This window comes from Salinisphaera sp. (assembly GCF_002729955.1).
In the GTDB taxonomy this organism is placed as follows: domain Bacteria; phylum Pseudomonadota; class Gammaproteobacteria; order Nevskiales; family Salinisphaeraceae; genus Salinisphaera.
In genome coordinates, this window is record NZ_PBYA01000050.1 from 1 (window position 1) to 23,312 (window position 23,312).

The 23,312-nt window shown below is 64.7% G+C and carries 19 protein-coding genes and 3 tRNA genes; 7 read left to right on the forward strand and 15 right to left on the reverse strand.

All coding sequences use genetic code 11. The features are described from left to right. Positions 1 to 555 precede the first annotated feature (555 nt). The gene (gene folD, locus CMN27_RS13790; RefSeq protein WP_293627331.1) at positions 556 to 1,425 is read left to right on the forward strand and encodes a bifunctional methylenetetrahydrofolate dehydrogenase/methenyltetrahydrofolate cyclohydrolase FolD; all 870 of its coding nucleotides are present in this window, start codon (positions 556 to 558) and stop codon (positions 1,423 to 1,425) included. Between the two features lie 7 nt (positions 1,426 to 1,432). Here folD and cysS read toward each other — a convergent pair whose 3' ends face one another. Next, positions 1,433 to 2,821 carry a cysteine--tRNA ligase gene (gene cysS / locus CMN27_RS13795; RefSeq protein WP_293627333.1) on the reverse strand — a complete coding sequence of 463 codons (1,389 nt, stop codon included), beginning with the start codon at positions 2,819 to 2,821 and terminating at the stop codon, positions 1,433 to 1,435. Positions 2,822 to 2,924: 103 nt separating this feature from the next. Here cysS and CMN27_RS13800 point away from each other — a divergent pair, with 103 nt between their 5' ends. Further along, positions 2,925 to 4,175, forward strand: coding sequence for an ankyrin repeat domain-containing protein (locus CMN27_RS13800; RefSeq protein ID WP_293627335.1), 1,251 nt, complete (start codon positions 2,925 to 2,927; stop codon positions 4,173 to 4,175). A gap of 36 nt (positions 4,176 to 4,211) precedes the next feature. Here the strand turns inward: CMN27_RS13800 and thiL are convergent, their stop codons facing one another. From thiL to nadA, 9 genes are all read right to left on the reverse strand, one after another. Continuing rightward, positions 4,212 to 5,162 carry a thiamine-phosphate kinase gene (gene thiL, locus CMN27_RS13805; protein ID WP_293627337.1) on the reverse strand — a complete coding sequence of 317 codons (951 nt, stop codon included), beginning with the start codon at positions 5,160 to 5,162 and terminating at the stop codon, positions 4,212 to 4,214. An 8-nt stretch (positions 5,163 to 5,170) separates the two neighbouring features. Beyond that, complete coding sequence (gene nusB, locus CMN27_RS13810; RefSeq protein ID WP_293627339.1) at positions 5,171 to 5,686, reverse strand: transcription antitermination factor NusB; 516 nt, start codon at positions 5,684 to 5,686, stop codon at positions 5,171 to 5,173. A gap of 19 nt (positions 5,687 to 5,705) precedes the next feature. After that, positions 5,706 to 6,176, reverse strand: a complete 471-nt coding sequence (gene ribH, locus CMN27_RS13815; protein ID WP_293627341.1) for a 6,7-dimethyl-8-ribityllumazine synthase — start codon at positions 6,174 to 6,176, stop codon at positions 5,706 to 5,708. A 50-nt stretch (positions 6,177 to 6,226) separates the two neighbouring features. Further along, positions 6,227 to 7,354 carry a bifunctional 3,4-dihydroxy-2-butanone-4-phosphate synthase/GTP cyclohydrolase II gene (ribBA, locus tag CMN27_RS13820; RefSeq protein WP_293627343.1) on the reverse strand — a complete coding sequence of 376 codons (1,128 nt, stop codon included), beginning with the start codon at positions 7,352 to 7,354 and terminating at the stop codon, positions 6,227 to 6,229. 201 nt (positions 7,355 to 7,555) lie between these two features. Then, positions 7,556 to 8,149, reverse strand: coding sequence for a riboflavin synthase (locus CMN27_RS13825; RefSeq protein WP_293627345.1), 594 nt, complete (start codon positions 8,147 to 8,149; stop codon positions 7,556 to 7,558). Between the two features lie 2 nt (positions 8,150 to 8,151). Further along, complete coding sequence (gene ribD / locus CMN27_RS13830) at positions 8,152 to 9,279, reverse strand: bifunctional diaminohydroxyphosphoribosylaminopyrimidine deaminase/5-amino-6-(5-phosphoribosylamino)uracil reductase RibD (RefSeq protein ID WP_293627347.1); 1,128 nt, start codon at positions 9,277 to 9,279, stop codon at positions 8,152 to 8,154. Then, positions 9,276 to 9,794, reverse strand: coding sequence for a transcriptional regulator NrdR (gene nrdR, locus CMN27_RS13835; protein ID WP_293627349.1), 519 nt, complete (start codon positions 9,792 to 9,794; stop codon positions 9,276 to 9,278). Before nrdR ends, ribD begins: the two co-directional genes overlap by 4 nt. A 30-nt stretch (positions 9,795 to 9,824) precedes the next feature. After that, positions 9,825 to 11,114, reverse strand: a complete 1,290-nt coding sequence (glyA, locus tag CMN27_RS13840; protein WP_293627351.1) for a serine hydroxymethyltransferase — start codon at positions 11,112 to 11,114, stop codon at positions 9,825 to 9,827. 142 nt (positions 11,115 to 11,256) lie between these two features. Then, the gene (nadA, locus tag CMN27_RS13845; protein ID WP_293627353.1) at positions 11,257 to 12,357 is read right to left on the reverse strand and encodes a quinolinate synthase NadA; all 1,101 of its coding nucleotides are present in this window, start codon (positions 12,355 to 12,357) and stop codon (positions 11,257 to 11,259) included. 89 nt (positions 12,358 to 12,446) lie between these two features. Here nadA and CMN27_RS13850 point away from each other — a divergent pair, with 89 nt between their 5' ends. Further along, a complete protein-coding gene (locus CMN27_RS13850; RefSeq protein ID WP_293627355.1) occupies positions 12,447 to 13,286 on the forward strand; it encodes a DUF6502 family protein in 840 nt (279 codons plus the stop codon). Then, a complete protein-coding gene (locus CMN27_RS13855) occupies positions 13,267 to 14,736 on the forward strand; it encodes a DUF5666 domain-containing protein (protein ID WP_293627357.1) in 1,470 nt (489 codons plus the stop codon). The genes CMN27_RS13850 and CMN27_RS13855 overlap by 20 nt, the downstream gene beginning before the upstream one ends. An 85-nt stretch (positions 14,737 to 14,821) precedes the next feature. On the opposite strand, the gene CMN27_RS13860 is transcribed toward CMN27_RS13855, so the two are convergent. The 5 genes from CMN27_RS13860 to CMN27_RS13880 form a co-directional block, all read right to left on the reverse strand. Continuing rightward, on the reverse strand, positions 14,822 to 17,731 hold the full coding sequence (locus tag CMN27_RS13860) for a right-handed parallel beta-helix repeat-containing protein (protein ID WP_293627359.1): 2,910 nt from the start codon (positions 17,729 to 17,731) through the stop codon (positions 14,822 to 14,824). Positions 17,732 to 17,928: 197 nt separating this feature from the next. Further along, on the reverse strand, positions 17,929 to 19,725 hold the full coding sequence (aspS, locus tag CMN27_RS13865) for an aspartate--tRNA ligase (protein WP_366515459.1): 1,797 nt from the start codon (positions 19,723 to 19,725) through the stop codon (positions 17,929 to 17,931). A gap of 153 nt (positions 19,726 to 19,878) precedes the next feature. Next, positions 19,879 to 20,262 (reverse strand): zinc ribbon domain-containing protein, encoded by a 384-nt coding sequence (locus CMN27_RS13870; protein WP_293627363.1) that lies wholly within the window; start codon positions 20,260 to 20,262, stop codon positions 19,879 to 19,881. 37 nt (positions 20,263 to 20,299) lie between these two features. Beyond that, the gene (locus CMN27_RS13875) at positions 20,300 to 21,649 is read right to left on the reverse strand and encodes a UDP-glucose/GDP-mannose dehydrogenase family protein (RefSeq protein WP_293627365.1); all 1,350 of its coding nucleotides are present in this window, start codon (positions 21,647 to 21,649) and stop codon (positions 20,300 to 20,302) included. Positions 21,650 to 21,797: 148 nt separating this feature from the next. Continuing rightward, positions 21,798 to 21,872, reverse strand: a tRNA-Val gene (locus tag CMN27_RS13880). Positions 21,873 to 21,997: 125 nt separating this feature from the next. Between CMN27_RS13880 and CMN27_RS13885 the strand changes: the two genes are divergently transcribed. From CMN27_RS13885 to CMN27_RS13895, 3 genes are all read left to right on the forward strand, one after another. Continuing rightward, positions 21,998 to 23,080, forward strand: a complete 1,083-nt coding sequence (locus CMN27_RS13885; protein WP_293627366.1) for a DegT/DnrJ/EryC1/StrS family aminotransferase — start codon at positions 21,998 to 22,000, stop codon at positions 23,078 to 23,080. Positions 23,081 to 23,139: 59 nt separating this feature from the next. Continuing rightward, positions 23,140 to 23,215 (forward strand) — tRNA-Ala (locus tag CMN27_RS13890). A gap of 8 nt (positions 23,216 to 23,223) precedes the next feature. Then, positions 23,224 to 23,299: transfer RNA gene (locus tag CMN27_RS13895), tRNA-Glu, on the forward strand. Positions 23,300 to 23,312 lie beyond the last annotated feature (13 nt).

The window sequence follows — 23,312 nt, forward strand, 5'->3', positions numbered from 1 at the left end:
CACCTGCTCTGCGAGCAGTCTGTTACTAAGCTCAGCTGCGCTTCGCAAAGTAACCCGGCCTCGAAACATGCATTTCTCGGCGTTTGTCGTTTACGACAAACCCCAAAGCAGGTGCGCTACCAGACTGCGCTATACCCCGGTTTGTCTTCCTCACTCAACTACGACGACGGGCATTCTGCCATGTCCCGGCACCTGCTCTGCGAGCAGTCTGTTACTAAGCTCAGCTGCGCTTCGCAAAGTAACCCGGCCTCGAAACATGCATTTCTCGGCGTTTGTCGTGTACGACAAACCCCAAAGCAGGTGCGCTACCAGACTGCGCTATACCCCGGTTTGTCTTTCTCACTCAAAGCGGCAGGCCATTCTGGCCACAGCTGACTCGCCTCGGGACGAAGTCGAGCGACCGACACGCACACATATCGGCTGGCCGCGAATTCTATCTGGTCGCCGCCCGGCATGCGAGCATCACCTGCAGACGGCTGGATTCAGCCTGCCAAATTGTGGCCCTTCGCGGAGCGTGCGAAAATCCGCGCACTTTTCCCAACCGCCTTGATGCCCATGGCCGCCCGCCTTATCGACGGCAAGCAGATCGCCCAGGATTTTCGTCATGCCGTACGCGATGCGGTGGAACAGCGCCGTGCGCGCGGACAGCGCGCCCCTGGACTCGCCGTCATTCTGGTCGGCAGCGACCCGGCGTCCAAGATCTATGTCGGCAAGAAAATCGAGGCCTGCCAGCAGGCCGGGCTCGTTTCGCAGGCCGTCTATCCCGAGGCCGACATCTCGCAGGCCGAGCTGCTTGAGCTGATCGACCGGTTCAACGCCGACGATGAGATCGACGGCGTGCTCGTACAGCTACCGTTGCCTGCGCATATCGATGCCACCAAGGTCATCGAGCGGGTTCGTCCGGATAAGGATGTCGACGGGTTTCACCCCTACAACGTCGGCCGGCTGGCCCAGCGCGTGCCGCAGCTGCGCGCCTGCACTCCGCTGGGCATCGTGCGTCTGCTGGAATCGATCGACGAGCCCTTTCGCGGCCGCCAGGCCGTGGTTGTTGGCGCCTCGAATATCGTGGGCCGGCCCATGGCGCTGGAGTTCTTGCTCAAGGGCGCGACCACTACCGTTTGCCACCGCTTTACGCGCGATCTCGAATACGAAGTCGGTCAGGCCGAAATCCTGGTGGTCGGGGTGGGCAAGCCCGGTCTGATCAAGGGCGAATGGATTCGCGAAGGGGCCACTGTGATCGACGTCGGCATGAACCGGCTTGATTCCGGGAAGCTCGTGGGCGATGTGGAGTTCGACACCGCCGCCGAGCGCGCGGCGTGGATCACGCCGGTGCCCGGCGGCGTCGGCCCGATGACCGTTGCCATGCTCATGAGCAACACCCTGCGCGCGGCCGAGCTGCGCGAACAGGCCGAACGGGGCGACTAAGCCCCGCTCAGCTTCGCCGCCAGAGCGTACCGTCGGGGCCGTCTTCCAGGACGATGCCCTGGGCGGTGAGTTCGTCGCGAATCTCGTCGGCGCGGGCGAAATTCTTGTCGCTGCGCGCTTCGCGACGCGCCTGGAGCATGGCCTCGATGGTCTCCGCGCTCAGATCGCCCTCGCCGGCCTGGCCTTGCAAGAACGCCTGCGGTGACTGTTCCAGCAGCCCGATCCGACCGGCCAGCGTGCGCAGACGCGCCGCGATCACGCCCGCGGTTTGGGCGTCCTCCTGTTTGAGTCGTTGGCAGTCGCGCGCCATTTCGAACAACACGGCAATCGCGGCCGGCGTGTTCAGATCATCGGCCATGGCATCGGTAAAGCGGGCCTCGAAGCCGTCGGCCACGTCGCTTTGTCCATCGCCGGGGGCGACATCGCGCAGCGCCGTATAGAGCCGCGAAAGCGCGCTCGTGGCGGCATCCATGGCATCGGCGTTGTAGGCCAGCGGGCTGCGATAGTGGGTCGACAGCACGAAATAACGCACGGTTTCGGCGTCGTACCGGGCCAGCACGTCGCGAATGGTCAGGAAGTTGCCGAGTGATTTCGACATCTTCTCGTCGTCCACGGTCACGAAGCCGTTATGCATCCAGGTCGTGACATAGCGCTGACCGGTCGCCGACTCGCTCTGTGCGATCTCGTTCTCGTGATGCGGAAACTGAAGGTCCAGGCCGCCCCCGTGGATATCGAAACTCGCGCCCAGGCAGTACGTGGACATGGCCGAGCACTCGATATGCCAGCCGGGCCGACCCGGGCCCCAGGGGGAGTCCCAGCTCGGCTCCTCGGGCTTGGCCGCCTTCCAGAGCACGAAATCGAGCGGATCGGTCTTCGCCTCGTTCACGGCAATCCGTTCGCCGGCGCGCAGGTCGGCCAGGCGCCGCCCAGACAGCGCGCCATAGTTATCGAAGGTGCTTACGTCGTAGTAGACGTCGCCGTTGTCGCCGGCATAGGCCGCGCCGTTGTCGATCAGCCGCTCGATCATGGCGATGATCTGGTCGACGTGACCGGTCGCCGTGGGCTCGGCGCTGGGCGCGGTCAGCCCCAGCGCTGCCTCGTCTTCGCGCATGAAGCGGGTGAAGCGCTCTGCGATCGCCTCGGGCGTATCGCCGGTTTCATTCGCGCGCTTGATGATCTTGTCGTCGATATCGGTGACGTTGCGGACATAGGTCACCCGCCAGCCCATGGCGCGCAGATACCGCACGAACATATCGAACACGATCATCACGCGCGCATGCCCGAGATGGCAGTAGTCGTAGGCCGTTACACCGCACACATAAAGCCGCACATGATCCGGCTCCAGGGTCTTGAGGGGCTGGCGTTGGCCGCTGAGGCTGTCGTGCAGTTCAATCATGGGGCGAAGAGGTCGATATGTGAGACGAACCGAGCGGCACAGTCTACCGACTCGCGCAAGCGATGCGCCCGTGGCGCTTACGCGTATGCACTAATATGGAAACATGAAAACGCTACTGGTCATCGTTGGACTGGGCCTGGCGGGCATGCTCGCCGCACTCGCGTTGGATCCCTATCGTGACGTGAACTGCATGGTGTCGCGCGCGATCGATACCGTGCGCGAGCAACATGACGGCTGGCACTGCCTGCATTATGCCGCTGCGCGCGACGACGCAGGCGCGCTGGCCACGGCACTCGATCAGGGCCTGTCGGTGAACCTGCGCACCTCGGCCGGCCAGACCCCGCTCAATATCGCCGCCGAGTACGGCAGCCTGGAGGTCGTACGCGCCCTGCTGCATCGAGACGCCCAGCTCGAGGCGCGCGACGGGCGTAACGGCTTTACCGCCCTGCACTGGGCTGCCGAGGCCTATCATCCGGCGATCGCGCGTGCGCTGATCGCTGCCGGTGCACAGCCCAACGCCGCCAACAAATGGGAGCAGACGCCGCTCTGGGTCGCGGCGTGGCAGCCCGAACAGGGCAATACCGAGATCGCCCATATCCTGGTCGCCGCCGGCGCCGACCCCAGCCGGCCCGACCACAAGCACAACACGCCGCTCATCATGGCCGCGCGGTCGGGCCACCAGCCCATGATCGGCTACCTGCTCGATCTCGGCGCCGATATCGAGGCCCGTAACGATCAGGGGCGGACCGCACTGTTCCAGGCCATCGTTGGCGATCATGAAAAGACGGTCCGCCTGCTACTGGCCCGCGGCGCGAACCCCGAAGCCGCAGCGGGCGGCGTCGTGCCCCTGGCCTATGCGCTCGACCACGAACGCCGCGATATCGCAGCCCTGCTGGTCGCCAACGGCGCGACCGGTTATGAACGCTATGCGGCCGATGCGGCCATGAAACGGGGGCGCCAGGCACTGGCCGAGGCGAACTTCGATCGCGCCATCGACGAGTTCAGTGCCGCCATCGCCCTGCAGGCGAACCGGGTCGAGGCCTACTACCGCCGCGGCGAGGCGTTTGCTGCCCGCGGCGACCGCGATCAGGCCGAACAGGACTATCGCCAGGTCACCACCTTGCGACCCGATCATGCAGACGCGCAGGAAGCGCTGGCACGCCTTTACGTCAATGATGGCAACTACGAGCGCGCAATCGGCGCGCTTGAGCCGCTGCTGGAAGATCAGCCGGACAATCCGCGGGCACTATTCCTGATGGCCGAAAGCCGAAACGGGCTTGGCGACGCCTCGAAGGCCAGCACCTATTTCGAACGTGCCTGCACGCTCGGCTTTCAACCGGCCTGCGGGCGTTGAACCGCCCGGCTCACCAAGCCGTGATCGCCGCCGTGCCTACGAGCCGAAATGATCCCAGCCGCGCTCGCCGTCGCCGCCCCACGGCTGCCCGTTGGCATCGAACGCACGCAGGCCGGGCTCGGCCTCGATCGTGCCGACCACCGTCAGCGGGCAACCGAGCGCGGCGCGGGCTGCGTCGAGCTGGTCCTCGGCGAGGGTGATGCATAGCTCGTAGTCGTCGCCGCCCGACCATTGCAGGCGGCGCCGACTGTCGGTGCCACAGGCTCGCCTCAGCGCGGCGGACGCCGGCAACGCGTCGATATCCAGCCGGGCGCCGACGCCACTCGCTTCCAGGATATGGCCCAGGTCGGCCGCCAGGCCGTCCGATATATCGATCGCCGCGTTCGCAATACCGCGCAGGGTCGCGCCCGGCCGCCATTGCGGCCTCGCGAGACGGTCAATACAGAAGCGCTGGTCTTCACTGGCGCGATCGCGCATCGACCAGCACTCGAGGCCGTAGGCGGCGTCGCCGAGCGTGCCGGTCACCGCAATCACATCGCCCAAGCCGGCGCCGCTTCGTCGCAGCGCACGGCCGGCCGGCAGGCAACCGATCGCCGTGATCGTAAGGGCCAGATCACCGCGGGTGGTATCGCCGCCGATGATATCGACCGGGTGATCGCCGATCGCCGCCAGTGCACCGTCGAGCAGCGCATCGCACCAGTCGCCCGCGAGCTCGGGCGCGGCCAATGCGATGGTGATCCAGGCGGGCTCGGCACCCATCGCGGCGAGGTCGGACAGATTGACCGCGAGTGCCTTGTAACCGATATCGAAGGCCACTGTATCCACCGGAAAATGACGTCCGGCGATGAGCGTATCGGTGGTGATGGCCAGCTCCTGGCCGGGCGGCGGTGCGATCAGCGCCGCATCGTCGCCGATGCCCAGCCGCGTATCTGCGCGCCGGCTCGCCAGGCGCTCGGCGAGCCGCTCGATGAGGGCGAATTCACGCACGGTCTGCGTTACTTGCGGGCGCCGATCTCGTTGGCACGCAGCGAGCGGGCGGTGGCATCGAGCACGCCGTTGATGAAGCGATGGCCATCGGTTGCGCCAAAGGTCTTGGCGAGGTTGGTGGCCTCGTTGATGATCGCCGCGAAGGGGATCTCGATACGATCGCGCAGCTCGAAGGTGGCCAGCAGCAGGATCGCGTATTCCACCGGATCAAGCTGCACGGCCGGCCGGCTGAGAAAGGGATCGAAGGCGGCTTCGAGCGCGCTCACGTCGTAGACCACGCCGCGCAGAAGCGTTTCGAAATACTCGCGATCGAGCTCACGCAGTCGCCCGGCCTGGGCGAACTGCAGAATCAGCTCGCCCAGATCGGTGCCGCTCATGCGCCACTGATAAATCGCCTGAACCGCGGCCATGCGCGCCCGAATCCGCGCCCCGCCGGGAACGCGCGCGGGGGTGGGAAGTTCGTCCTGCTCGGGGCGATCCTCTTCCTGCGATTCGTATTGAACCTGGTCGTCGCTGATGATCACGTGGGTACTCTCGACTCGCCTATTCCGCGATCATGCGCAGCAACGAGGCCATTTCGACCACGGCACTCGCGGCTTCTGCGCCCTTGTTGTGGTCTTCGTCCGGCTGGGCACGCGCATCCGCCTGCTCGGCGTTGTCGGCGGTGATCACACCAAAGCCGACCGGCACGCCGTATTCGAGCGCGGTGGCCGACAGGCCCTTGGCGCACTCGCCGGCGACGAAATCGAAATGCGGCGTTTCCCCGCGGATCACCGCGCCCAGCGCGATAATGCCGTCGTATTCGTCGCGTTCGGCCAGGCGATCGACCGCCAGCGGCAGTTCGAACGCACCCGGCACGCGTACGAGCGTGATGTCGCTGTCATCCACGCCGCAGTCGCTGAGCACGTCGAGCGCGCCGTCGACCAGCCGATCGACGATATCGTCGTTCCAGCGAGTACACACGATGGCAAGACGCAAACCGTCGCCGTCGAATTCTCCTTGAATGCTGCGCATGATGGCGGCCCTTTTGATTCCGATCGATATTATTGCACGACGCCCGCGGGTTATTCCGCGTCGTCGTGGCCTTGAACATATTCGACCACTTCCAGCCCGAAGCCGGAAATGCCCTGCAGGCGCATTGGCGCCGACAGCACGCGCATACGACGCACGCCCAGATCGGTGAGAATCTGGGCGCCCACGCCGTAGGTGCGCAGGATTCGGCTTTCGTCGCCCGCGCCGTCCGGCGCATGCGACGGCGCATTGCCTTCGACAATACGAATCCGCTCGATCAGCTCGCGTGCGGTCTCGGGCTTGCGCAGCACCACCACCACGCCACAGCCCTCTTCGGCCACGCGCGCGAGGGTGTCGCGCAGCGGCCAGCCGAAGTCGCCATGGCGCACGCCCAGCATATCGGCCAGCGTATTGCGAACATGCACACGCACCATCGTCGGCGTTTCGGCATCGATGGTGCCGCGCACCATGGCGAAGTGCAGCACCTTGTCCACTTCGTCTTCGAAGGAGTACAGCGTGAACGGGCCGAACTCGGTATCCACCTGCGACTCGGTCACCCGCACCACGGTCCGCTCGTGTTCGATGCGATAGCGGATCAGGTCGGCGATCGTGCCGAGCTTGATATCGTGCTCGGCCGCGAATGCTTCCAGGTCCGGCAACCGTGCCATGGTGCCGTCTTCGTTGAGGATTTCCACAATCACCGACGACGGCTCGAGGCCGGCAAGCCGGGCAAGATCGCAGCCCGCTTCCGTGTGCCCAGCGCGCGCCAGAGTGCCGCCGGGCTGCGACATCAGAGGAAAGATATGCCCCGGCTGAACCAGGTCCGAAGGCTGGGCATCGCGCTTGACCGCGGCACGAACGGTCTGGGCACGGTCGTGTGCCGAAATCCCGGTAGTCACGCCTTCGGCGGCCTCGATCGAGAGGGTGAAATTGGTCGACTGGGCTTCGTCGCTGGCGGCCACCATCAGCGGCAGATGCAGTTGCCGGCAGCGCTCACGCGTGAGGGTCAAACAGATGAGCCCGCGGCCATAGCGGGCCATGAAGTTGATGTCTTCGGGGCGCACGCATTCCGCGGCCATGATGAGGTCGCCCTCGTTCTCGCGATTGGCATCGTCGAGCATGATGACCATGCGCCCGTTGCGCATGTCTTCGACGACGTCTTCGATGGGGCTGATGGCCATACCGGGGGCTCCTTGCAGGGGCGTTACGCAAACGCGAGGACAGGCGCGGCGTCCCACGCCGCGGCGCAGTCTAGCACCGAGCGCGACAACTCGCGGGGCCTTAGGGCGTGTCGTGTTGCGATACGACGTCGCATTGCCTGCCCAAGCGTGTCGGGCGAGGCACGGCGCCGACGCGTTGCCTTGATCCTACGACGACAGGCGCTAGCGGGTTTCGACCAGACGGGCGAGATAGCGGGCGATCACGTCGATTTCCAGATTCACTCGATCGCCCACCGCGCGCTCGCCCAGCGTCGTATGCGACATCGTATGCGGCACGATATTCACGCCAAAACGATCGCCTTCGACCTCGTTGACGGTCAGGCTGATGCCGTCGACACATACCGAGCCCTTGGGCGCAAAAAACCGGCTTAGATGAGCGGGCACCGAAAACACGAGCCGCCATGAGCGCGCATCCTGCTCGCGCGCCTCGAGTACGCCGAAGCCGTCCACATGGCCGGACACCATATGCCCGCCCAGCGGCTCGCCCGCGCGCAGTGCGCCCTCGAGGTTCACCGCGCTGCCCACCTCGAGCGCGCCCAGCGTGGTCAGCGACAGGGTCTCGGTCGACACGTCGGCGGCAAACCTCGCACCGTCGAGTTCGACCGCGGTCAGGCACACACCGTTGACCGCGATGCTGTCGCCGAGGGCCACCGTGCCCAGGTCCGTATCCGCCGCGTCGATCACGATTCGCGTATCGCCGCCCTGTTCTTCGAGCGCGGCAACCCGGCCAAGGCCTTTGATGATGCCAGTAAACATAATCAGTCCTTCGTCGCTGTCGTCGGCCGCGCGGTAATACGCCAGTCGCGCCCTAGCGGCTCGACACTGTCGATGACAAGATTCGGCGCATCCGCCAGGGTGGCGATGCCGGGCATGTGCAACAGCCCGCGTCCGCCGTCACCCAGCAGCTTCGGCGCCATATAGATCACGTACTCGTCGACCAGCCCGGCATCCGCCAGCGCGCCGGCGAGTTCCGGGCCGGATTCCACCAGCACATCGTTGACTTCGCGCTCGCCCAGATCGGCCAGTACCGCCGACAGGTCGAGCCTGTCCGCGCCCGAATCCAGCGTCACGATCTCGGCACCGGCCTGCTCGAGCTCGGCAATGCGTTCGCCATCGGTCGCAGCGGTATAAACCAGCACCTTGGAAGCCGTTTCGAAAAGCCGCGCGGCCGGCGTGATTTGCAGACGCGTATCGAGCACCGCCGGCAGCGGCTGCGGCCACTGCCCTTTCAGGCGAACGTTCAGGCCGGGGTCGTCGGCCACGAGCGTACCGCGACCGACCATCACCACGCCGCTTTCCGCGCGCAGTCGATGCACGTCTTCACGGGCCACGTCGCCGGTAATCCACTGGCTCGTGCCGTCGGCGGCCGCGGTACGGCCGTCGAGGCTCATGGCCAGCTTGACGCGCACCCTCGGGCGCTTGTCGCGCATGCGTTTTTCAAAACCAGGGTTGAGCGCCCGGCAGCGATCGGCCACGACATCGGCGATGACTTCGATACCCGCCTCGCGCAGACGAGCGATACCCTGGCCGTTGACCCGCGGGTTCGGATCGGTGGCGCCGACCACCACGCGCTCCACGCCGGCTTCGATCAGCGCATCGACACAGGGCGCGGTACGTCCCGTATGGCTGCAGGGTTCCAGCGTCACATAGGCCGTCGCCCCGCGGGCGTTGTCGCCGCGCCGCTCGACGTCGGCCAGCGCTGCCTTTTCGGCATGGTTTTCGCCGGCACGCTCGTGCCAGCCTTCGCCGATCACGGTTTCGCCGCGCACGATCACGCAGCCCACGCGCGGATTCGGCCGGGTCGTATACCAGCCGCGCCGGGCCAGCTCGATCGCCCGCTGCATGAAGAAGGCGTGCACGGCCTTGCGAACGCTCGTGGTACTCACGATCGCCCGCGTTCGCCGCCCGCGGCGCTATCGATCAACGACAGCTGGCCATCGCCACGACCCGGCGTGGCTTCCAGGCGTTCGATTTCTTCGCGAAATGCCTGAACATCCTCAAAGCGCCGGTAGACCGAGGCAAAGCGCACGAACGCGACCTGATCAAGCTCTCGCAGCTCTTCCATCACCCATTCGCCGAGCTGGCGCGATGCCACCTCGCGCTCGGCGTCGGTGCGCAGCCGCTGCAGAATATGGCTGATGGCGGTATCGATCGCCTCGGCCGCCACCGGTCGCTTGTAAAGCGCGCGGGTGATGCCCTGACGCAGCTTGGCCTCGTCGAACGGCTCGGGCGTACCGTCGTTCTTGACGATACGCGGCAACACGAGTTCTGCCGTTTCAAAGGTGGTGAAACGCGCGCCGCAGGCCGGGCATTCCCGGCGCCGACGCACCTGGCTGCCCTCGGCGGCCAGGCGCGAGTCGACCACGCGCGTTGCGCGTTCATCACAGAACGGACACTGCATCAGCCGTTTCCTTGCAGCGCCAGGCCGCGATCAGGCCGCGCCGCGCGCCGCCGTGCGATACACCGGATAACGCGCGCACAGCTCGTTGACCTGCGTACGCACACGCTCGGCCTCGGCGGCGACATCGCCACCCGCAGACAGCGTATCCAGCACATCGCAGATCCAGGTCGCGATCTGGCGCACGTCGTCCTCGCCGAAGCCGCGCGTGGTGGCCGCCGGCGTGCCGATACGCAGCCCCGAGGTCACGAACGGCGAACGCGGGTCGTTGGGCACGGCGTTCTTGTTGGCGGTGATATGCGCCTTGCCGAGCCATTCCTCGGCGTCCTTGCCGGTAATGTCCTGCTTGACCAGGCTCACCAGCATCAGATGGTTGTCGGTACCGCCGGAAACCACATGATAGCCGCGGTCGATGAATACCTGAGCCATGGCCTTGGCGTTGGTCACGATCTTGCGGGCATAGGTTTCGAAGTCGGTTTCCAGCGCTTCCTTGAACGCCACCGCCTTGGCCGCGATCACGTGCATGAGCGGCCCGCCCTGGGTACCCGGGAACACCGCGCTGTTGAGCCTCTTGTAGAGTTTTTCATCGCCGGCCGCGGACAGGATCAGTCCGCCGCGCGGGCCGCGCAGGGTTTTGTGCGTGGTGGTGGTCACCACATGGGCATGCGGCAACGGGCTCGGATACTGGCCGGTCGCGACCAGGCCCGCGACATGTGCCATGTCCACCAGCAGCCAGGCGCCGACCGAGTCCGCGATCTTGCGCATGCGTGCCCAGTCGATATGGCGCGAATAGGCCGAGAAACCGCCGATAAGCATCTTCGGCTTGTGCTCGTCGGCCAGACGCTGGATTTCGTCGTAGTCCAGCTCGCCGGTTTCGGCGTCCAGGCCGTACTGGATGGCGTTGTAGTTCTTGCCCGAGAAATTGGGGGCCGCGCCATGGGTGAGATGGCCGCCGGCATCGAGGCTCATGCCGAGAATGGTATCGCCCGGCTTGACCAGCGCCAGATAGACCGCGGCGTTCGCCTGGGCGCCCGAATGCGGCTGTACGTTGGCAAAGTCGCAGCCAAAGAGCTTGCAGGCGCGATCGATCGCCAGCTGTTCGGCAACGTCCACATGCTCACAGCCGCCGTAAAAGCGCTTGCCGGGATAACCCTCGGCATACTTGTTCGTCAGCAGGCTGCCCTGTGCCTGCATCACGCGCGGGCTGGTGTAGTTCTCGGAGGCGATCAGCTCGATATGGTCTTCCTGACGCTGATCCTCGTCGGCCATGGCGGCGGCCAGTTCCGGGTCGAATTCGGCGATGCCCTGTGCGGAGTCAAACATGTTCGAATGCTCGGGTTGAAGTACGAAAAATGCACCGCGACGGCGACGCGCTTGGCGCTCACCGACACGTTTTCGGAGCTTATACGGGCGCATAGTGTAGCGCAGACGCGCTGCCGACCCCAGATATGGTGTCGGCTCGACGCTAGGCCGTGATCTCGAGCATCAGATCGAGCGCGGCCTTGGCCTCGCGGGCCTCGTCGGCATCGACCTTGATCTGGTTGACGACATGCCCTTCGGCCAGGTTTTCCATGACCCAGGCCAGGTGCTGCGGGTCGGTACGGAACATGGTCGAGCACATGCACACCACCGGTGACATGAACTGCACCTTCACGCCCTTTTCCGCCATTTCGTGATGCAGCCGGTTGACCAGGTTCAGCTCGGTGCCCACCAGCCAGTGGCTGCCCGGCTCGCTCGCCCGCACCGTCTTGAGAATGGTTTCGGTGGAGCCCACCACGTCCGAGGCCTGACACACTTCGAAGGCATTCTCGGGATGCGAAATGACCCGGCCGTTCGGGTTCGTCTCGCGAAACTTCTTGATGTGGTTGGGATGAAACATCTGGTGAACCGAGCAGAAGCCCTTCCAGAGAATCATCTTCGCATCGCGAATTTCGTCCGCGCTCAACCCACCCATGGGCTTGTCGTAGTCCCAGACCACCATTTCGTCCAGGCCGATGCCCATGTCGTAGGCGGTATTGCGTCCCAGATGCTGATCGGGGAAGAAAAGCACCTTCTCGCGCCGCGAGAACGACCAGTCGAGCACGCCGCGCGCGTTCGACGAGGTACAGACGATGCCGCCATGGCGACCGCAGAACGCCTTCAGGTCGGCCGCGGAGTTGATATAGGTCACCGGCGTGATGGTTTCTTCCGGTTCGAGCACGGTCGCGAGTTCGCGCCAGGCCCGTTCGACGTTGCGCAGGTTGGCCATGTCGGCCATCGAGCAGCCGGCCGCCATATCCGGGAGGATGACGGTCTGATCATCGCGCGAGAGGATATCGGCCACCTCGGCCATGAAATGCACGCCACAGAAGACGATGTACTCGGCATCAGATTTCGCGGCCTGAGCCGATAGTTTCAGCGAGTCTCCGGAGAAATCGGCATGCGCGAACACTTCGTCACGTTGGTAGTGATGGCCGAGAATGGCGCACCGCGAGCCGAGCGCTTCCTTGGCGGCACGAATACGCGCATCGCAGGCGGCATCGTCGTAGCGCGCGAAATCCTGCAAGGCAAGAGCAGTTGCAGACATGCTTTTGATCAGTCGGCGAATCGTTCGGAAAATGTACCACAACCAAGACGGCAAGTCGGCGCCGGCCCTTAGACATCTATAATGGCCCCATGAATAACCACGACCGCCAATGGCTCGCCCGCGCATCCCACCGTCTGCTCCGGCCGCTGGTGCGCATCATGCTGGCCAAGGGTGTTGCGCATCGCGATTTCGATGCCATCGTGCGTGCGGTTTATGCCGAAGTGGCAAGGGAATCGTTCACCCCCGCGGGCAAGCGAGCGACCGATTCCCATGTAGCGGTCGTTACCGGACTGACGCGCAAGGAGGTCAAGCGCCTGCGCGAGCAAAGCGATTCGCAGTACGACGCCGGCACCTGGGGCGGCGCGAACCGGGCCACCCGCGTGCTTTCCGGCTGGCATCGCGACCCGGACTTCACCGACGACGAAGGCGCGCCGCGGCCGCTGATCCTCGATGACGACATCGAGGGCTTCACCGCGCTGGTACGCCGCTACAGCGGCGATATTCCGGTGATGGCCATTCTTGATGAACTCGAACGGGTGCGCTCGGTGGCCCGCGACGCGCAAGGCCGTGTGCAGGTGCTCAATCGTGCCTATGTACCCGGCACCGGGGATTCGGAACGTATTCGCATGCTCGGCTCGGCAGGTCACGATCTTCTGTCGACCCTCGAGCACAATCTTTCCTCGGGCGAGGACAGAAAGCCGCGCTTCCAGCGCACGGTATTCAATACGCGCGTGAACAAGCGGGTGCTGCCCGTATTTCATCGCCTGATCTCACAACAAGCACAGCAACTCCTCGAAACACTCGACGACTGGCTCGAGCGCCACGAAGTCGATGAAAAGGATCACGACACAGCGTGCACCCGCGCGGGCGTGGGTATCTACTATTTCGAGGACAAGGGGGAGACTTCTGATGACGACCAGCCCGAATAACAAAGCGCATCGCGCCGGCCGCGTCGGCCTGGCGCTCGCCGGCGTGCTCGCAGCCCTCGTGGCGGGCGGCTGCGGCGGCAGCGATGACGCAGGTGGAAGCCGCCAGGCCGGCATCGAGGGCACCGGCATCGTCTCGGGTTTCGGCAGCGTCTATATCGACGGCACCGAATTCGATACCGGCGCAACCACCATTCGCTTTGTCGGCGAAGACGTGCCGGAATCCCGGCTGAGCGTGGGCGATCGCGTCGCCGTGACCGGCACGCTGGATCGCGACGGCAACGCGCGTGCCGAGCGCATCGTCTACCAGCGCACCCTCGATGGCCCGATCGAGCGTATCGACACCGACGGCGAAAGCGGCACGCTGGTCGCACTCGAACAGACCGTACATTTCGATGGCGATACCGTTTTCGTGAACACGCCGGCCGCCGAGCTGGCCGTGGGGGATCTGATCGCGGTGAGCGGCTTCACCCAGACCGCCAATCGCGTCCAGGCCGCATCGATCCGCCAGAGCGAAACCGACTTCGTACCCAATAGCTCCACGCTGGAGATCGAAGGCAAGGTCGATCGTGTCGACGGCACGCAGCTGACGGTCGGCGGCCAGCGCATCGATTTCACCAACGCCGCGCTCCGCCCCGCCGGCGCGACGCTGAACACGGAAAGCCGTATCGAAGCCTTCGGCACGCGCGGCGCGGCTCGCAGCGATGCGCTGATCGCAAGCGTTATCAACGTCAAGTCGCTCAATGCCGCGCCGGCCGGTCGACAGATGCTCGTTGGCGCCTCGATCGACGATTTTTCGAGCAGGTCGGACTTCGTGGCCGGCAACTGGCGTATCGATGCCAGCGATGCCCGGCGCCTCGACGACGGCAAGACCGCCCTCGCCCCGGGCGTGGTGGTGAGCGTACGCGGCGTATTCGAAAACCAACGGGTCAAGGCCCGCACACTGCGGGTCGAGCCGCGCTCGAACGCCATGCTCAAGGCCCGGGTCGAGTCGACCGACGCCGACACCCTTACCCTGCTGGGACAAAGCATTGGCGTATCGGCCGATACGGCCTATATCGACAACAGCCAAACAGGCAAGCAGGCCCTGCGTCTCGACACGCTCGCAGCCGGGGATGCGGTACGCGTACAGGCCTATCTGGACGGCGCTACGGCGACAGCCCGCAGCATCGAGCGCTTGCCGGCCGCCCAGGCCGACGAGGCCGCCATCGCAGGCGCGGCCACGAACGTGACGCGTACTGGCACGGCCGCGACGATCGTGGTGGCCGGGGTCACCGCACAGCTCGATGATGCCACCACCGCCTACGAGGACGCTGACGGCAACGCCGTCGATGCCCAGACGTTCTATACCGCCGTTGACGCCGGCGCGCGCGTACGATTGACCGGACCGCAGAATGGCGATCGGATCAGCATCGTACGACGTGCGCGCATCCTGCTCGACGCCGCCGATTGAGCGCAGGCACGACCAGGACGAATCGCCATAAAAAAGGCCGGATCGGGAGCCCCGATCCGGCCAGCAAGCGCGATCCGACGCGACGCTAGTTCGTGTCGTTGGCGTTTGTCGTTGACGCATCGAACGACACGGTCGGCCCGCTGATCGGCAAACCGTCGCCGATGAGCAGATCCGTACCCGTGCCATTGACTTCGCTCAGTACGAAGGTCGCCTCGCCTTCGCCCATCATCGGGTTGCCCGGCTGCTTGACGTTGACCGTACGGTCATTGTCGCTATCGCTACAGGCGGTAAGCATGAGCACCAGCGCACCGGCGACCAGCGCATACTGCGTACGCCGACGCACGCCGCCGACAGAAACCAGACCGAGCAGTGCAAGCAGTCCGCCGCCCGCATAGAGCGAAGTGGACAGCTGTACGGTCGCCACACCGGCAACAACATCGCCCTGAGTGACCCGGTCAGCCACGATGAAGTAGCTCGCGCTATCGTTGGCCGACACGCTCTGACCGCCACCGTTGAAGGTCACGGTGAAGTCGTAGCCATCGTCCAGGGTTGCGCTGCCTACCGACATGTCGCTGCCCATGTCATAGCGGCCGTTGTCGTTGCTGTCGGCATAGACCGTGAGACGGATGTCGCTCGGGTCAATACCGGCCGGCAGCCGATCGTCGCGATTTACGTAGCCGGAGAAGCCGCCAATCGTCACCGCGGTGTCGCTGTTGTTGGCCAGCCGCACACCCAGCACCACGGCATCGGCATCGTCGTTTCCGATCACCGCCGAACCCAGGTTCAGGCGGGTTGCCTGTACGACCGGATCATCGGTGAGCTCGAACGCGCCGCTATCGCAGTCGCCGTCGCCGTTATTCGGATCCACGGCATCGAAACCGCGGTCGGCGCCGCGTTGATCGGTGTCGGTGGCCGCACAGTCGGCGTTGGTGTCGAGAGCCACGCTGTCCGTGGCCAACGGCTGGGTCGCGGTCGGTCCGCCATACAAACGGTACGCGCCGTTGAAGGCCACGTCGCCGGTGACGTTGCCGTTCGCCCCATCGGCGGTCACGCCGCTGCCGAGATCGGGGCTGTTACCGGACACAAGGCTGTTGTTCACGGTAATGGAACCGCCCGCACCGTCGACCGCGAACACGCCGCTGCCCTGATTGTTGGTCACGCTGACATAGTCGAGGGTGATGGTACCGCCGGCCCCGTCGAGATACACGCCGGCCCCGCGCGTCGCGCTGTTCTGCGCCACGGTACTGTTGTCGACATCGAGCGTACCGCCGCCCGAGTTCCACAGCCCGCCGCCTTCCACGGCCTTGTTGTTACCCACGCTGGAGTCGACGATCGTGGTCGTGCCGCTGCCGCCGATATGCAGGCCGCCGCCGTTGCCCGGGTTGGCGCCGGCATTATTGCCGTCAGCGCTTGCCGTGCCACCCAGCGTGACCTCGGTCAGCGTCACGCTGCCACCTGCGTTCTCGATACCGCCGCCGGCACGCTGGGAGGTATTACCTGAGATGCGCGTATCGGTGATGTTCGCGGTGGCATTCGGGCTGACCAGAATACCGCCGCCCGAGCCGGACGTGCCCGATGCACGGTTCATGGCGATACGGCTGGCCGTGATCGTGAGCGTGCCGCTATCGCCCATGTCGTTGCCTTCGGCATAGATGCCGCCGCCGCCCTGGGTCGCATCGACACCGGTGGCTTCGTTGTTGACGATGGAGACACCGTCGAGGGTCATCGTGCCCTGGTTGTTCCAGAAAGCGCCGCCTTCGACCGCGGTATTACGTGCGAACAAGCCGCCGGTCACATCGATGTCGCCATCGCCGGTCACGTGCAGAAAGCCGCCGTTGCCGGGACTCGCGCCCGCATCGTTGCCGGTCGCCGTGACGTTGTCGAGCGTGGTCGTGCTGCCCGCCAGCACCTCGATGGCGCCACCGGCACGCCGTGCGGTGTTCATGCGAAACACTGAGTAGGAGATCGTCAGCGTCGTGCCGTCGCCGGCCAGAATGGCGCCGCCCGAGGCCGAGCTTTCGTTATCATCCGAGTTGCCGGCCATGTTCGACACGAACGTGGAATCGGATACGACCACCGTGCCGTTTGCGCCGCCGACCTGGCCGAAGATCGCGCCGCCGCCCATATCGGCTTCGGTGCCGTTGGCCCGATTTTGCGTGAAGCTTGCGCCCGACACGGTCAGGGTGCCGCCGTTGTTCCAGAGCGCGCCGCCTTCTTCGGCGATATTCGCGTTGAACGTACCGCCGTTGACGACGATATCGCCGCTGCCGGTCACGTGCAGCGCACCGCCGTTACCGGGATTCATACCGGCGTTGTTGCCGCTGAAGTTGACGTTGTTGAGCGTCACGCGGACGTTGTCGTTGGCGCTGTCGTCATCGTCGCCCGCGGCCGTGGCACCCGAGGCTTCTTCGATGGCACCGCCGGCACGATCGGCGGTGTTGTTGTTCATGGCGCCGCCGTTAACGGTCAGAACGCCGCCGTCGTCGTTGAGAATCGCGCCGCCGGAGCGGGCATCGGCATCGCCGCCGGACGTCGTCGCCATACCGTTGACCAGCGTCAGGCCGTTGAGCGTCAGGTTGCCCTGGTTGGTGAAGATTCGGCTCTGGTTGTTGGCATCGATGGTGACGTCTGCGGAATCATTCGTGCTGTCGGAATCGCCGTCACTGGCCATGCCAATGGTCAACGTCGACCCGGAGGCGATGGTCGGCAGCGCCGTGCCGGCCAGCGTAATCTTTGACCCGGCAACGCTGCTGCCGAAAACGATGGTGTCGTTCATGTCGTCGCCCGCGGCACAGGCGCCGACCATTTCGTTCTGATTCGCCGCAGCGATCGCGTCACGCAGCGTGCATTGACCCTCGCCGGATGCATCACCCGATGCATTGACGGTGATGGTCGCGGCCATCGCGCCCGGCGCAACGACCGCCAGCGATGTACCGATGAGTGCGAGGCGCACCTGCTGCCGCAGGCGTGGGCCGACTCGGTTTGACATTCTCATGACTGGGTTCCCCTTGCCATTGGCGCGATGGGCGCGCCTCCCACGCTTTAGGATTTTTATCCCAAAACACAGGTCGAGACTCTCCCGCCTGCCGTCTGAACGTCAAAACCGGTTGCCAGATACAACAAAGCCGGCAACCGCTCGAGGCGGCGCCGGCTTGTCGGGCCAACAGTTTTCGCCGGTAACGAAGCGGCGCGCTAACTCCCCTTCGGCGTGTTGCCGTCGCCGGTGGCGCGCAACCGAATGCCCAGTTCACGCAGCTGCGCGTTGTCGGCCACGCCCGGCGCACCCGTGAGCAGATCGGTGGCAGTCTGCGTCTTGGGAAAGGCAATGACCTCGCGAATAGAGTCCGCCCCGGCCATGAGCATCACCAGTCGGTCGAGCCCGAAAGCAATGCCGGCATGGGGCGGCGCGCCAAACTTGAGCGCCTCCAGCAGGAAGCCGAACTTCTCTTCGGCGTCCTCGCGGGAGATGCCGAGCACGTCGAAGGCGGCCTGCTGCATCGCCGGCGTATGGATACGCACCGAGCCACCGCCGATTTCGGTGCCATTGAGCACCATGTCGTAGGCCTGCGACAGCGCGTTCTTGGGATCGTTGCGCAGCGCGTCGGCATCGTTGACCGCCGGCGCGGTGAACGGATGATGCAGAGCGTCCCAGCGCTTGGCCTCGGGGTCGTACTCGAACATCGGCCAGTCGACCACCCACAGCGGCGCCCAGTCGCCTTCGACACGCCCGAGATCGTGGCCCAGGCGAACCCGCAGGGCACCCAGCGCATCGTTGACCACGGTCTCGGTGTCGGCACCGAAGAAGAGCAGGTCGCCGTCGGCGGCACCGCTGCGTGACATGATGCCGTCGACAGCGGCATCGGACAGAAACTTGAGAATCGGCGAGGCCAGGCCGTCGCGACCCGCGGCGATATCGTTGACCTTGACGTAGGCCAGGCCCTTCGCGCCGTAGCGACCGACGAACTCGGTATAGCCGTCGATCTGCTTGCGCGTGAGGCTCGCCCCGCCCGGCACGCGCATGACCGCGACGCGGCCGGTTTCGCTGTTGGCCGGGCCGGAAAACACCTTGAAGTCGGCATCGGCCACGAGATCGGCGATATCGACCAGCTCCAGATCGATGCGCAGATCCGGCTTGTCGGAGCCGAAGCGCTGCATCGCTTCGGCATAGCTCATGCGCGGGAACGGATCGGGCAGCTTGACGTCGAGCACGTCGGCGAACAGCGACCGAATCATGGTTTCGTTGATCGCCATGATGTCGTCGGCATCGACGAACGAGGCCTCGATATCGATCTGGGTGAACTCGGGCTGACGGTCCGCGCGCAGGTCCTCGTCACGAAAGCAGCGCGCGATCTGATAATAGCGATCCATGCCCGCCACCATCAGCAGCTGCTTGAACAGCTGCGGCGACTGCGGCAACGCAAAGAAATGGCCGGGCTGGGTTCGGCTGGGCACGAGATAGTCGCGCGCGCCTTCCGGGGTGGCCCGCGTGAGGATCGGGGTTTCGATATCCAGAAAGCCGAGCTCATCGAGCGCGTTGCGCACCGCACGGGTCACCTGGGCACGCAGCTGCATGTGGCGCTGCATGCGCGGCTTGCGCAGCTCGACATAGCGATAGCGCAGACGCGCGGCATCGCCCACGTTCTCGGTGTCGTCGAGCTGTAGCGGCGGGGTTTCCGAAGCATTGAGCACGGTCAACGCCGTTGTGTAGACCTCGATTTCGCCCGAGGCCAGATTCTTGTTGACCGTGCCCTCGGGCCGCGCGCGCACCCGCCCGGTCACCTGAATCACGTACTCGCTGCGCAGCTTTTCGGCTTCGGCGAAGGTGTCGGGTTCGTCCGGATCGAAGACGACCTGGATCAGACCGCTGCGATCACGCAGGTCGACGAAGATCACCCCGCCATGGTCACGGCGGCGATGCACCCAGCCGCAGACGGTGATTTCGCTGTCGATGGCAGCGGCGGTGACGTCGCCGCTGTAGTGGGATCGCATCATGGCTATCGTCTTCGAGGTATGCAAAAGAGCGCGAGTCTAGCAAGAGGCAGCGCCTGGCCGGTACCCGCGCGAAAATTCCGCACGGCAGGCGCGTGCAAGCGAACTGCCGCGATCACACCCCGGCCGGGCTCGGCCGGGGCGCTCCAATGTCTAGCTGCCCGCGTTCGAGGATGACGGGGTGCTGGTCTTGTTGGTCGGCTTGGACGCGGCGCTATCCGACTTTTTGTCGCTGGCGGCAGGCGTCGACGACGGGGTGGACGTATCCGACTTGGCGCTGTCGCTTGTGCTCGAGGACGTCGAGCCCGACGACTTCGCGCTTTTGTCGTCACCGCTGGCAATATTGCGCTTGCCGTCCGACTTGAAGTCGGTTTCGTACCAGCCGCCGCCGGCCAGACGAAAGCCCGCCGCCGAAATCTTGCGCTTGAGTTCCGGCGTATCACAGGCCGGGCACTGCGTCAGCGGGCCTTCCGACAGACGCTGGAGGCGTTCAAGTTCATGACCGCAGTTGCGGCAGACATATTCGTAGATGGGCATGCTCGAAACCCCTGCGAGGCCAATAACGGCGCGTATTTTATACGACGTGACGCGTTGCGCCACTGGCCGCGGAGCGGCCGATACCGTAGTAGGTGAATCCGGCCTGGGCGACATACGATGGCTTGTAGATGTTGCGCCCGTCGACGAGCACCGGCTCGCGCATGCGCTGTGCGATATCGCCGAAATCGGGGGTACGGAAAATATGCCATTCGGTAACCAGCACCAGCGCGTCGGCGTCTTCCACCGCCTGTTCGGCCGTATCGCAGAGCGTCAGATCGTCGCGCTCGCCGTAAATACGCCGGGTTTCCTTCATGGCTTCGGGGTCATAGGCGCGCACGCTCGCCCCGGCGGCCCATAGCGCTTCCATGAGCGTGCAGCTGGGCGCTTCGCGCATATCATCGGTGTTGGGCTTGAAGGCCAACCCCCAGAGCGCGATGGTCTTGCCCGCCAGATCGCCGAAATGGGCCGCCAGCTTCTCGAACAGCACCTGCTTCTGACGATCGTTGACCCGCTCCACGGCGTTGATGATCTCGGTTTCGTAGCCGAGCTTGCCGGCCGTCTGCGCAAGCGCGCGTACGTCCTTGGGAAAACAGGAGCCGCCAAAGCCGCAGCCCGGATAGATAAAGTGATAGCCGATACGGTGATCAGCACCGATGGCCTTACGCACCTGTTCGATATCCGCATCCACGCGATCGGCGACCTGCGACAGCTCGTTCATGAGGCTGATCTTGGTCGCGAGCACGATGTTGGCCGCGTACTTGGTCAGTTCAGCCGAGCGGATATCCATGACGATGGTGCGATCGTGCTGGCGGTTGAACGGCGCATAGAGCGCGCGCAGGTGCTCGGCGGCACGGTCGCTGTCCACGCCCACCACCACGCGATCGGGCTTCATGAAATCTTCGACCGCGGCCCCCTCTTTCAGGAATTCCGGGTTCGAGGCCACGTCGAACTCGACATCGACGCCGCGTTTGCGCACCGCTTCGGCCAGCGCAGCCCGGACCTTGTCGGCCGTGCCGACCGGCACCGTCGACTTGGTGATCACCAACCGATAATCGTCCATATGCGCGCCAATGGTCGCAGCGACCTTGAGCACATATTGCAGATCGGCGCTGCCATCCTCGTCGGGCGGCGTGCCCACGGCGATGAACTGCAGGGTCCCGTGGGCCACGGCCTCGGCGGCATCGGTGGTGAAGCGCAGCCGCCCGGCACGCACGTTGTCGTGCACGATCTGTTCGAGACCCGGCTCGAAAATCGGGATCTCGCCCTGCGTCAGGCGCGCGATCTTGGCTTCATCGATATCCACGCATACAACGTGGTTGCCGCTCTGAGCGAGGCAGGCCCCGGTCACAAGACCGACATAACCCGTTCCGAATATCGTGATACGCACACTAACCCCTTGACTGCTTGGTTTGACGAGTCGAATGACCCGGGAACGCCGCGATTATGCGCAACCAGGCCGGTGGATGCGAGCGCCCGCCAACCGCGCGGACATAAAAAAAGGGCCAGGCCGACTGGCCTGACCCTCGATTTGAATCTGGTGGGCGGTACTAGGTTCGAACTAGTGACCCCTGCCGTGTGAAGACAGTGCTCTACCGCTGAGCTAACCGCCCGGTTCGCTTTGCGAGCGCGCAGAGTCTAGTGCGCAAGCCATAACGGGTCAACGAATAAATCGCGCCGATGCGATGCTAGAATCCGCGCAGCCAAGGAACTATCACCCTCGAAGCCGGGAGCCCGGATGCAACTCATCGATCTGCAAGCCCAGTACCAGCGCATCAAACCGGATGTGGACGCGCGCATTCAGGCGGTTCTAGACCACGGCCGCTATGTCATGGGTCCCGAGGTGGAAGCCCTGGAGGCGCGTCTGGCCGAATACGTCGGCATCGAACACTGCATCGCGCTATCCAGCGGCACCGATGCGCTGCTCGTGGCCATGATGGCGTTGGAAATCGGCCCGGGCGATGAAGTCATTACTACGCCGTTTACCTTCATCGCCACCGGCGAGATGATCGGCCTGCTGGGCGCGACCGCGGTGTTCGTGGATATCGATCCGGATACCTACAACATCGACGCCGCGCTCATCGAAGAAAAGATCACCGATCGCACCAAGGCGATCGTCCCCGTGAGCCTGTTCGGCCAGACCGCGGATATGGACGCCATCAACGCTATCGGCGAACGCCACGGCGTACCGGTGATCGAAGACGCCGCCCAGAGCTTCGGCGCCACTTATAAAGGCAAACGCTCCTGCGGCGTATCGCCGATCGCGGCCACCTCCTTCTTCCCGGCCAAGCCGCTGGGCTGCTACGGCGACGGCGGCGCGACGTTCACCCACGACGCGGCGCTTGCCGAACGCATGCGCGAACTGCGCAACCATGGCCAGAATGCCCCCTACCAGCACCCGCGGCTGGGCATCAACGGCCGTCTGGATACCATTCAGGCGGCAGTGCTTCTGGCCAAGATGGAGGTCTTCGACGACGAGGTCGCCCGGCGTGCCGAGGCGGGCGCACGTTATGCCGAGCTGCTCGACGGCGTGGTGCATACGCCGGTGATCGGCGCCGACTGCACGAGCGTCTATGCTCAGTACACGATCGAAGTCGACGATCGCGACCGGGTACGCCAGTCCCTCAACGAGGCCGGTATTCCCAACGCCGTCTACTATCCCGTCCCGTTGAACCGTCAGCCGCCGTTGTATTCGGATGTGGCCATTCCGAAGTCCGAGCGTGCGGCCGAACGGGTACTCAGCCTGCCCATGCATCCGTATCTGGAAAAGGCCGATCAGCAACGCGTAGCCGAGGCGCTGAAAAACGCATTAAAAAAATAATGCGATAGAGGTTGGCAAGCCGCACGCCAATCTCTACAATACGCCCTCGCTGCACATCAGGGGCCATAGCTCAGCTGGGAGAGCGCAACACTGGCAGTGTTGAGGTCGGCGGTTCGATCCCGCCTGGCTCCACCATAAAAAGTGTCCCCATCGTCTAGAGGCCTAGGACACTGCCCTTTCACGGCAGCGACAGGGGTTCGAATCCCCTTGGGGACGCCATTACGGCAGGAAA

Coding starts and splice junctions, on each gene's coding strand:
- nadA (WP_293627353.1), bottom strand. CDS start 12,357: ATGTCTGCAACTGCTCTTGCCTTGCAGGATTTCGCGCGCTACGACGAT.
- glyA (WP_293627351.1), bottom strand. CDS start 11,114: ATGTTTGACTCCGCACAGGGCATCGCCGAATTCGACCCGGAACTGGCC.
- CMN27_RS13800 (WP_293627335.1), top strand. CDS start 2,925: ATGAAAACGCTACTGGTCATCGTTGGACTGGGCCTGGCGGGCATGCTC.
- CMN27_RS13885 (WP_293627366.1), top strand. CDS start 21,998: ATGCAACTCATCGATCTGCAAGCCCAGTACCAGCGCATCAAACCGGAT.
- CMN27_RS13825 (WP_293627345.1), bottom strand. CDS start 8,149: ATGTTTACTGGCATCATCAAAGGCCTTGGCCGGGTTGCCGCGCTCGAA.
- ribH (WP_293627341.1), bottom strand. CDS start 6,176: ATGCGCAGCATTCAAGGAGAATTCGACGGCGACGGTTTGCGTCTTGCC.
- folD (WP_293627331.1), top strand. CDS start 556: ATGGCCGCCCGCCTTATCGACGGCAAGCAGATCGCCCAGGATTTTCGT.
- cysS (WP_293627333.1), bottom strand. CDS start 2,821: ATGATTGAACTGCACGACAGCCTCAGCGGCCAACGCCAGCCCCTCAAG.
- CMN27_RS13855 (WP_293627357.1), top strand. CDS start 13,267: ATGACGACCAGCCCGAATAACAAAGCGCATCGCGCCGGCCGCGTCGGC.
- aspS (WP_366515459.1), bottom strand. CDS start 19,725: ATGCGATCCCACTACAGCGGCGACGTCACCGCCGCTGCCATCGACAGC.
- CMN27_RS13870 (WP_293627363.1), bottom strand. CDS start 20,262: ATGCCCATCTACGAATATGTCTGCCGCAACTGCGGTCATGAACTTGAA.
- CMN27_RS13860 (WP_293627359.1), bottom strand. CDS start 17,731: ATGAGAATGTCAAACCGAGTCGGCCCACGCCTGCGGCAGCAGGTGCGC.
- CMN27_RS13850 (WP_293627355.1), top strand. CDS start 12,447: ATGAATAACCACGACCGCCAATGGCTCGCCCGCGCATCCCACCGTCTG.
- ribBA (WP_293627343.1), bottom strand. CDS start 7,354: ATGGCCATCAGCCCCATCGAAGACGTCGTCGAAGACATGCGCAACGGG.
- nrdR (WP_293627349.1), bottom strand. CDS start 9,794: ATGCAGTGTCCGTTCTGTGATGAACGCGCAACGCGCGTGGTCGACTCG.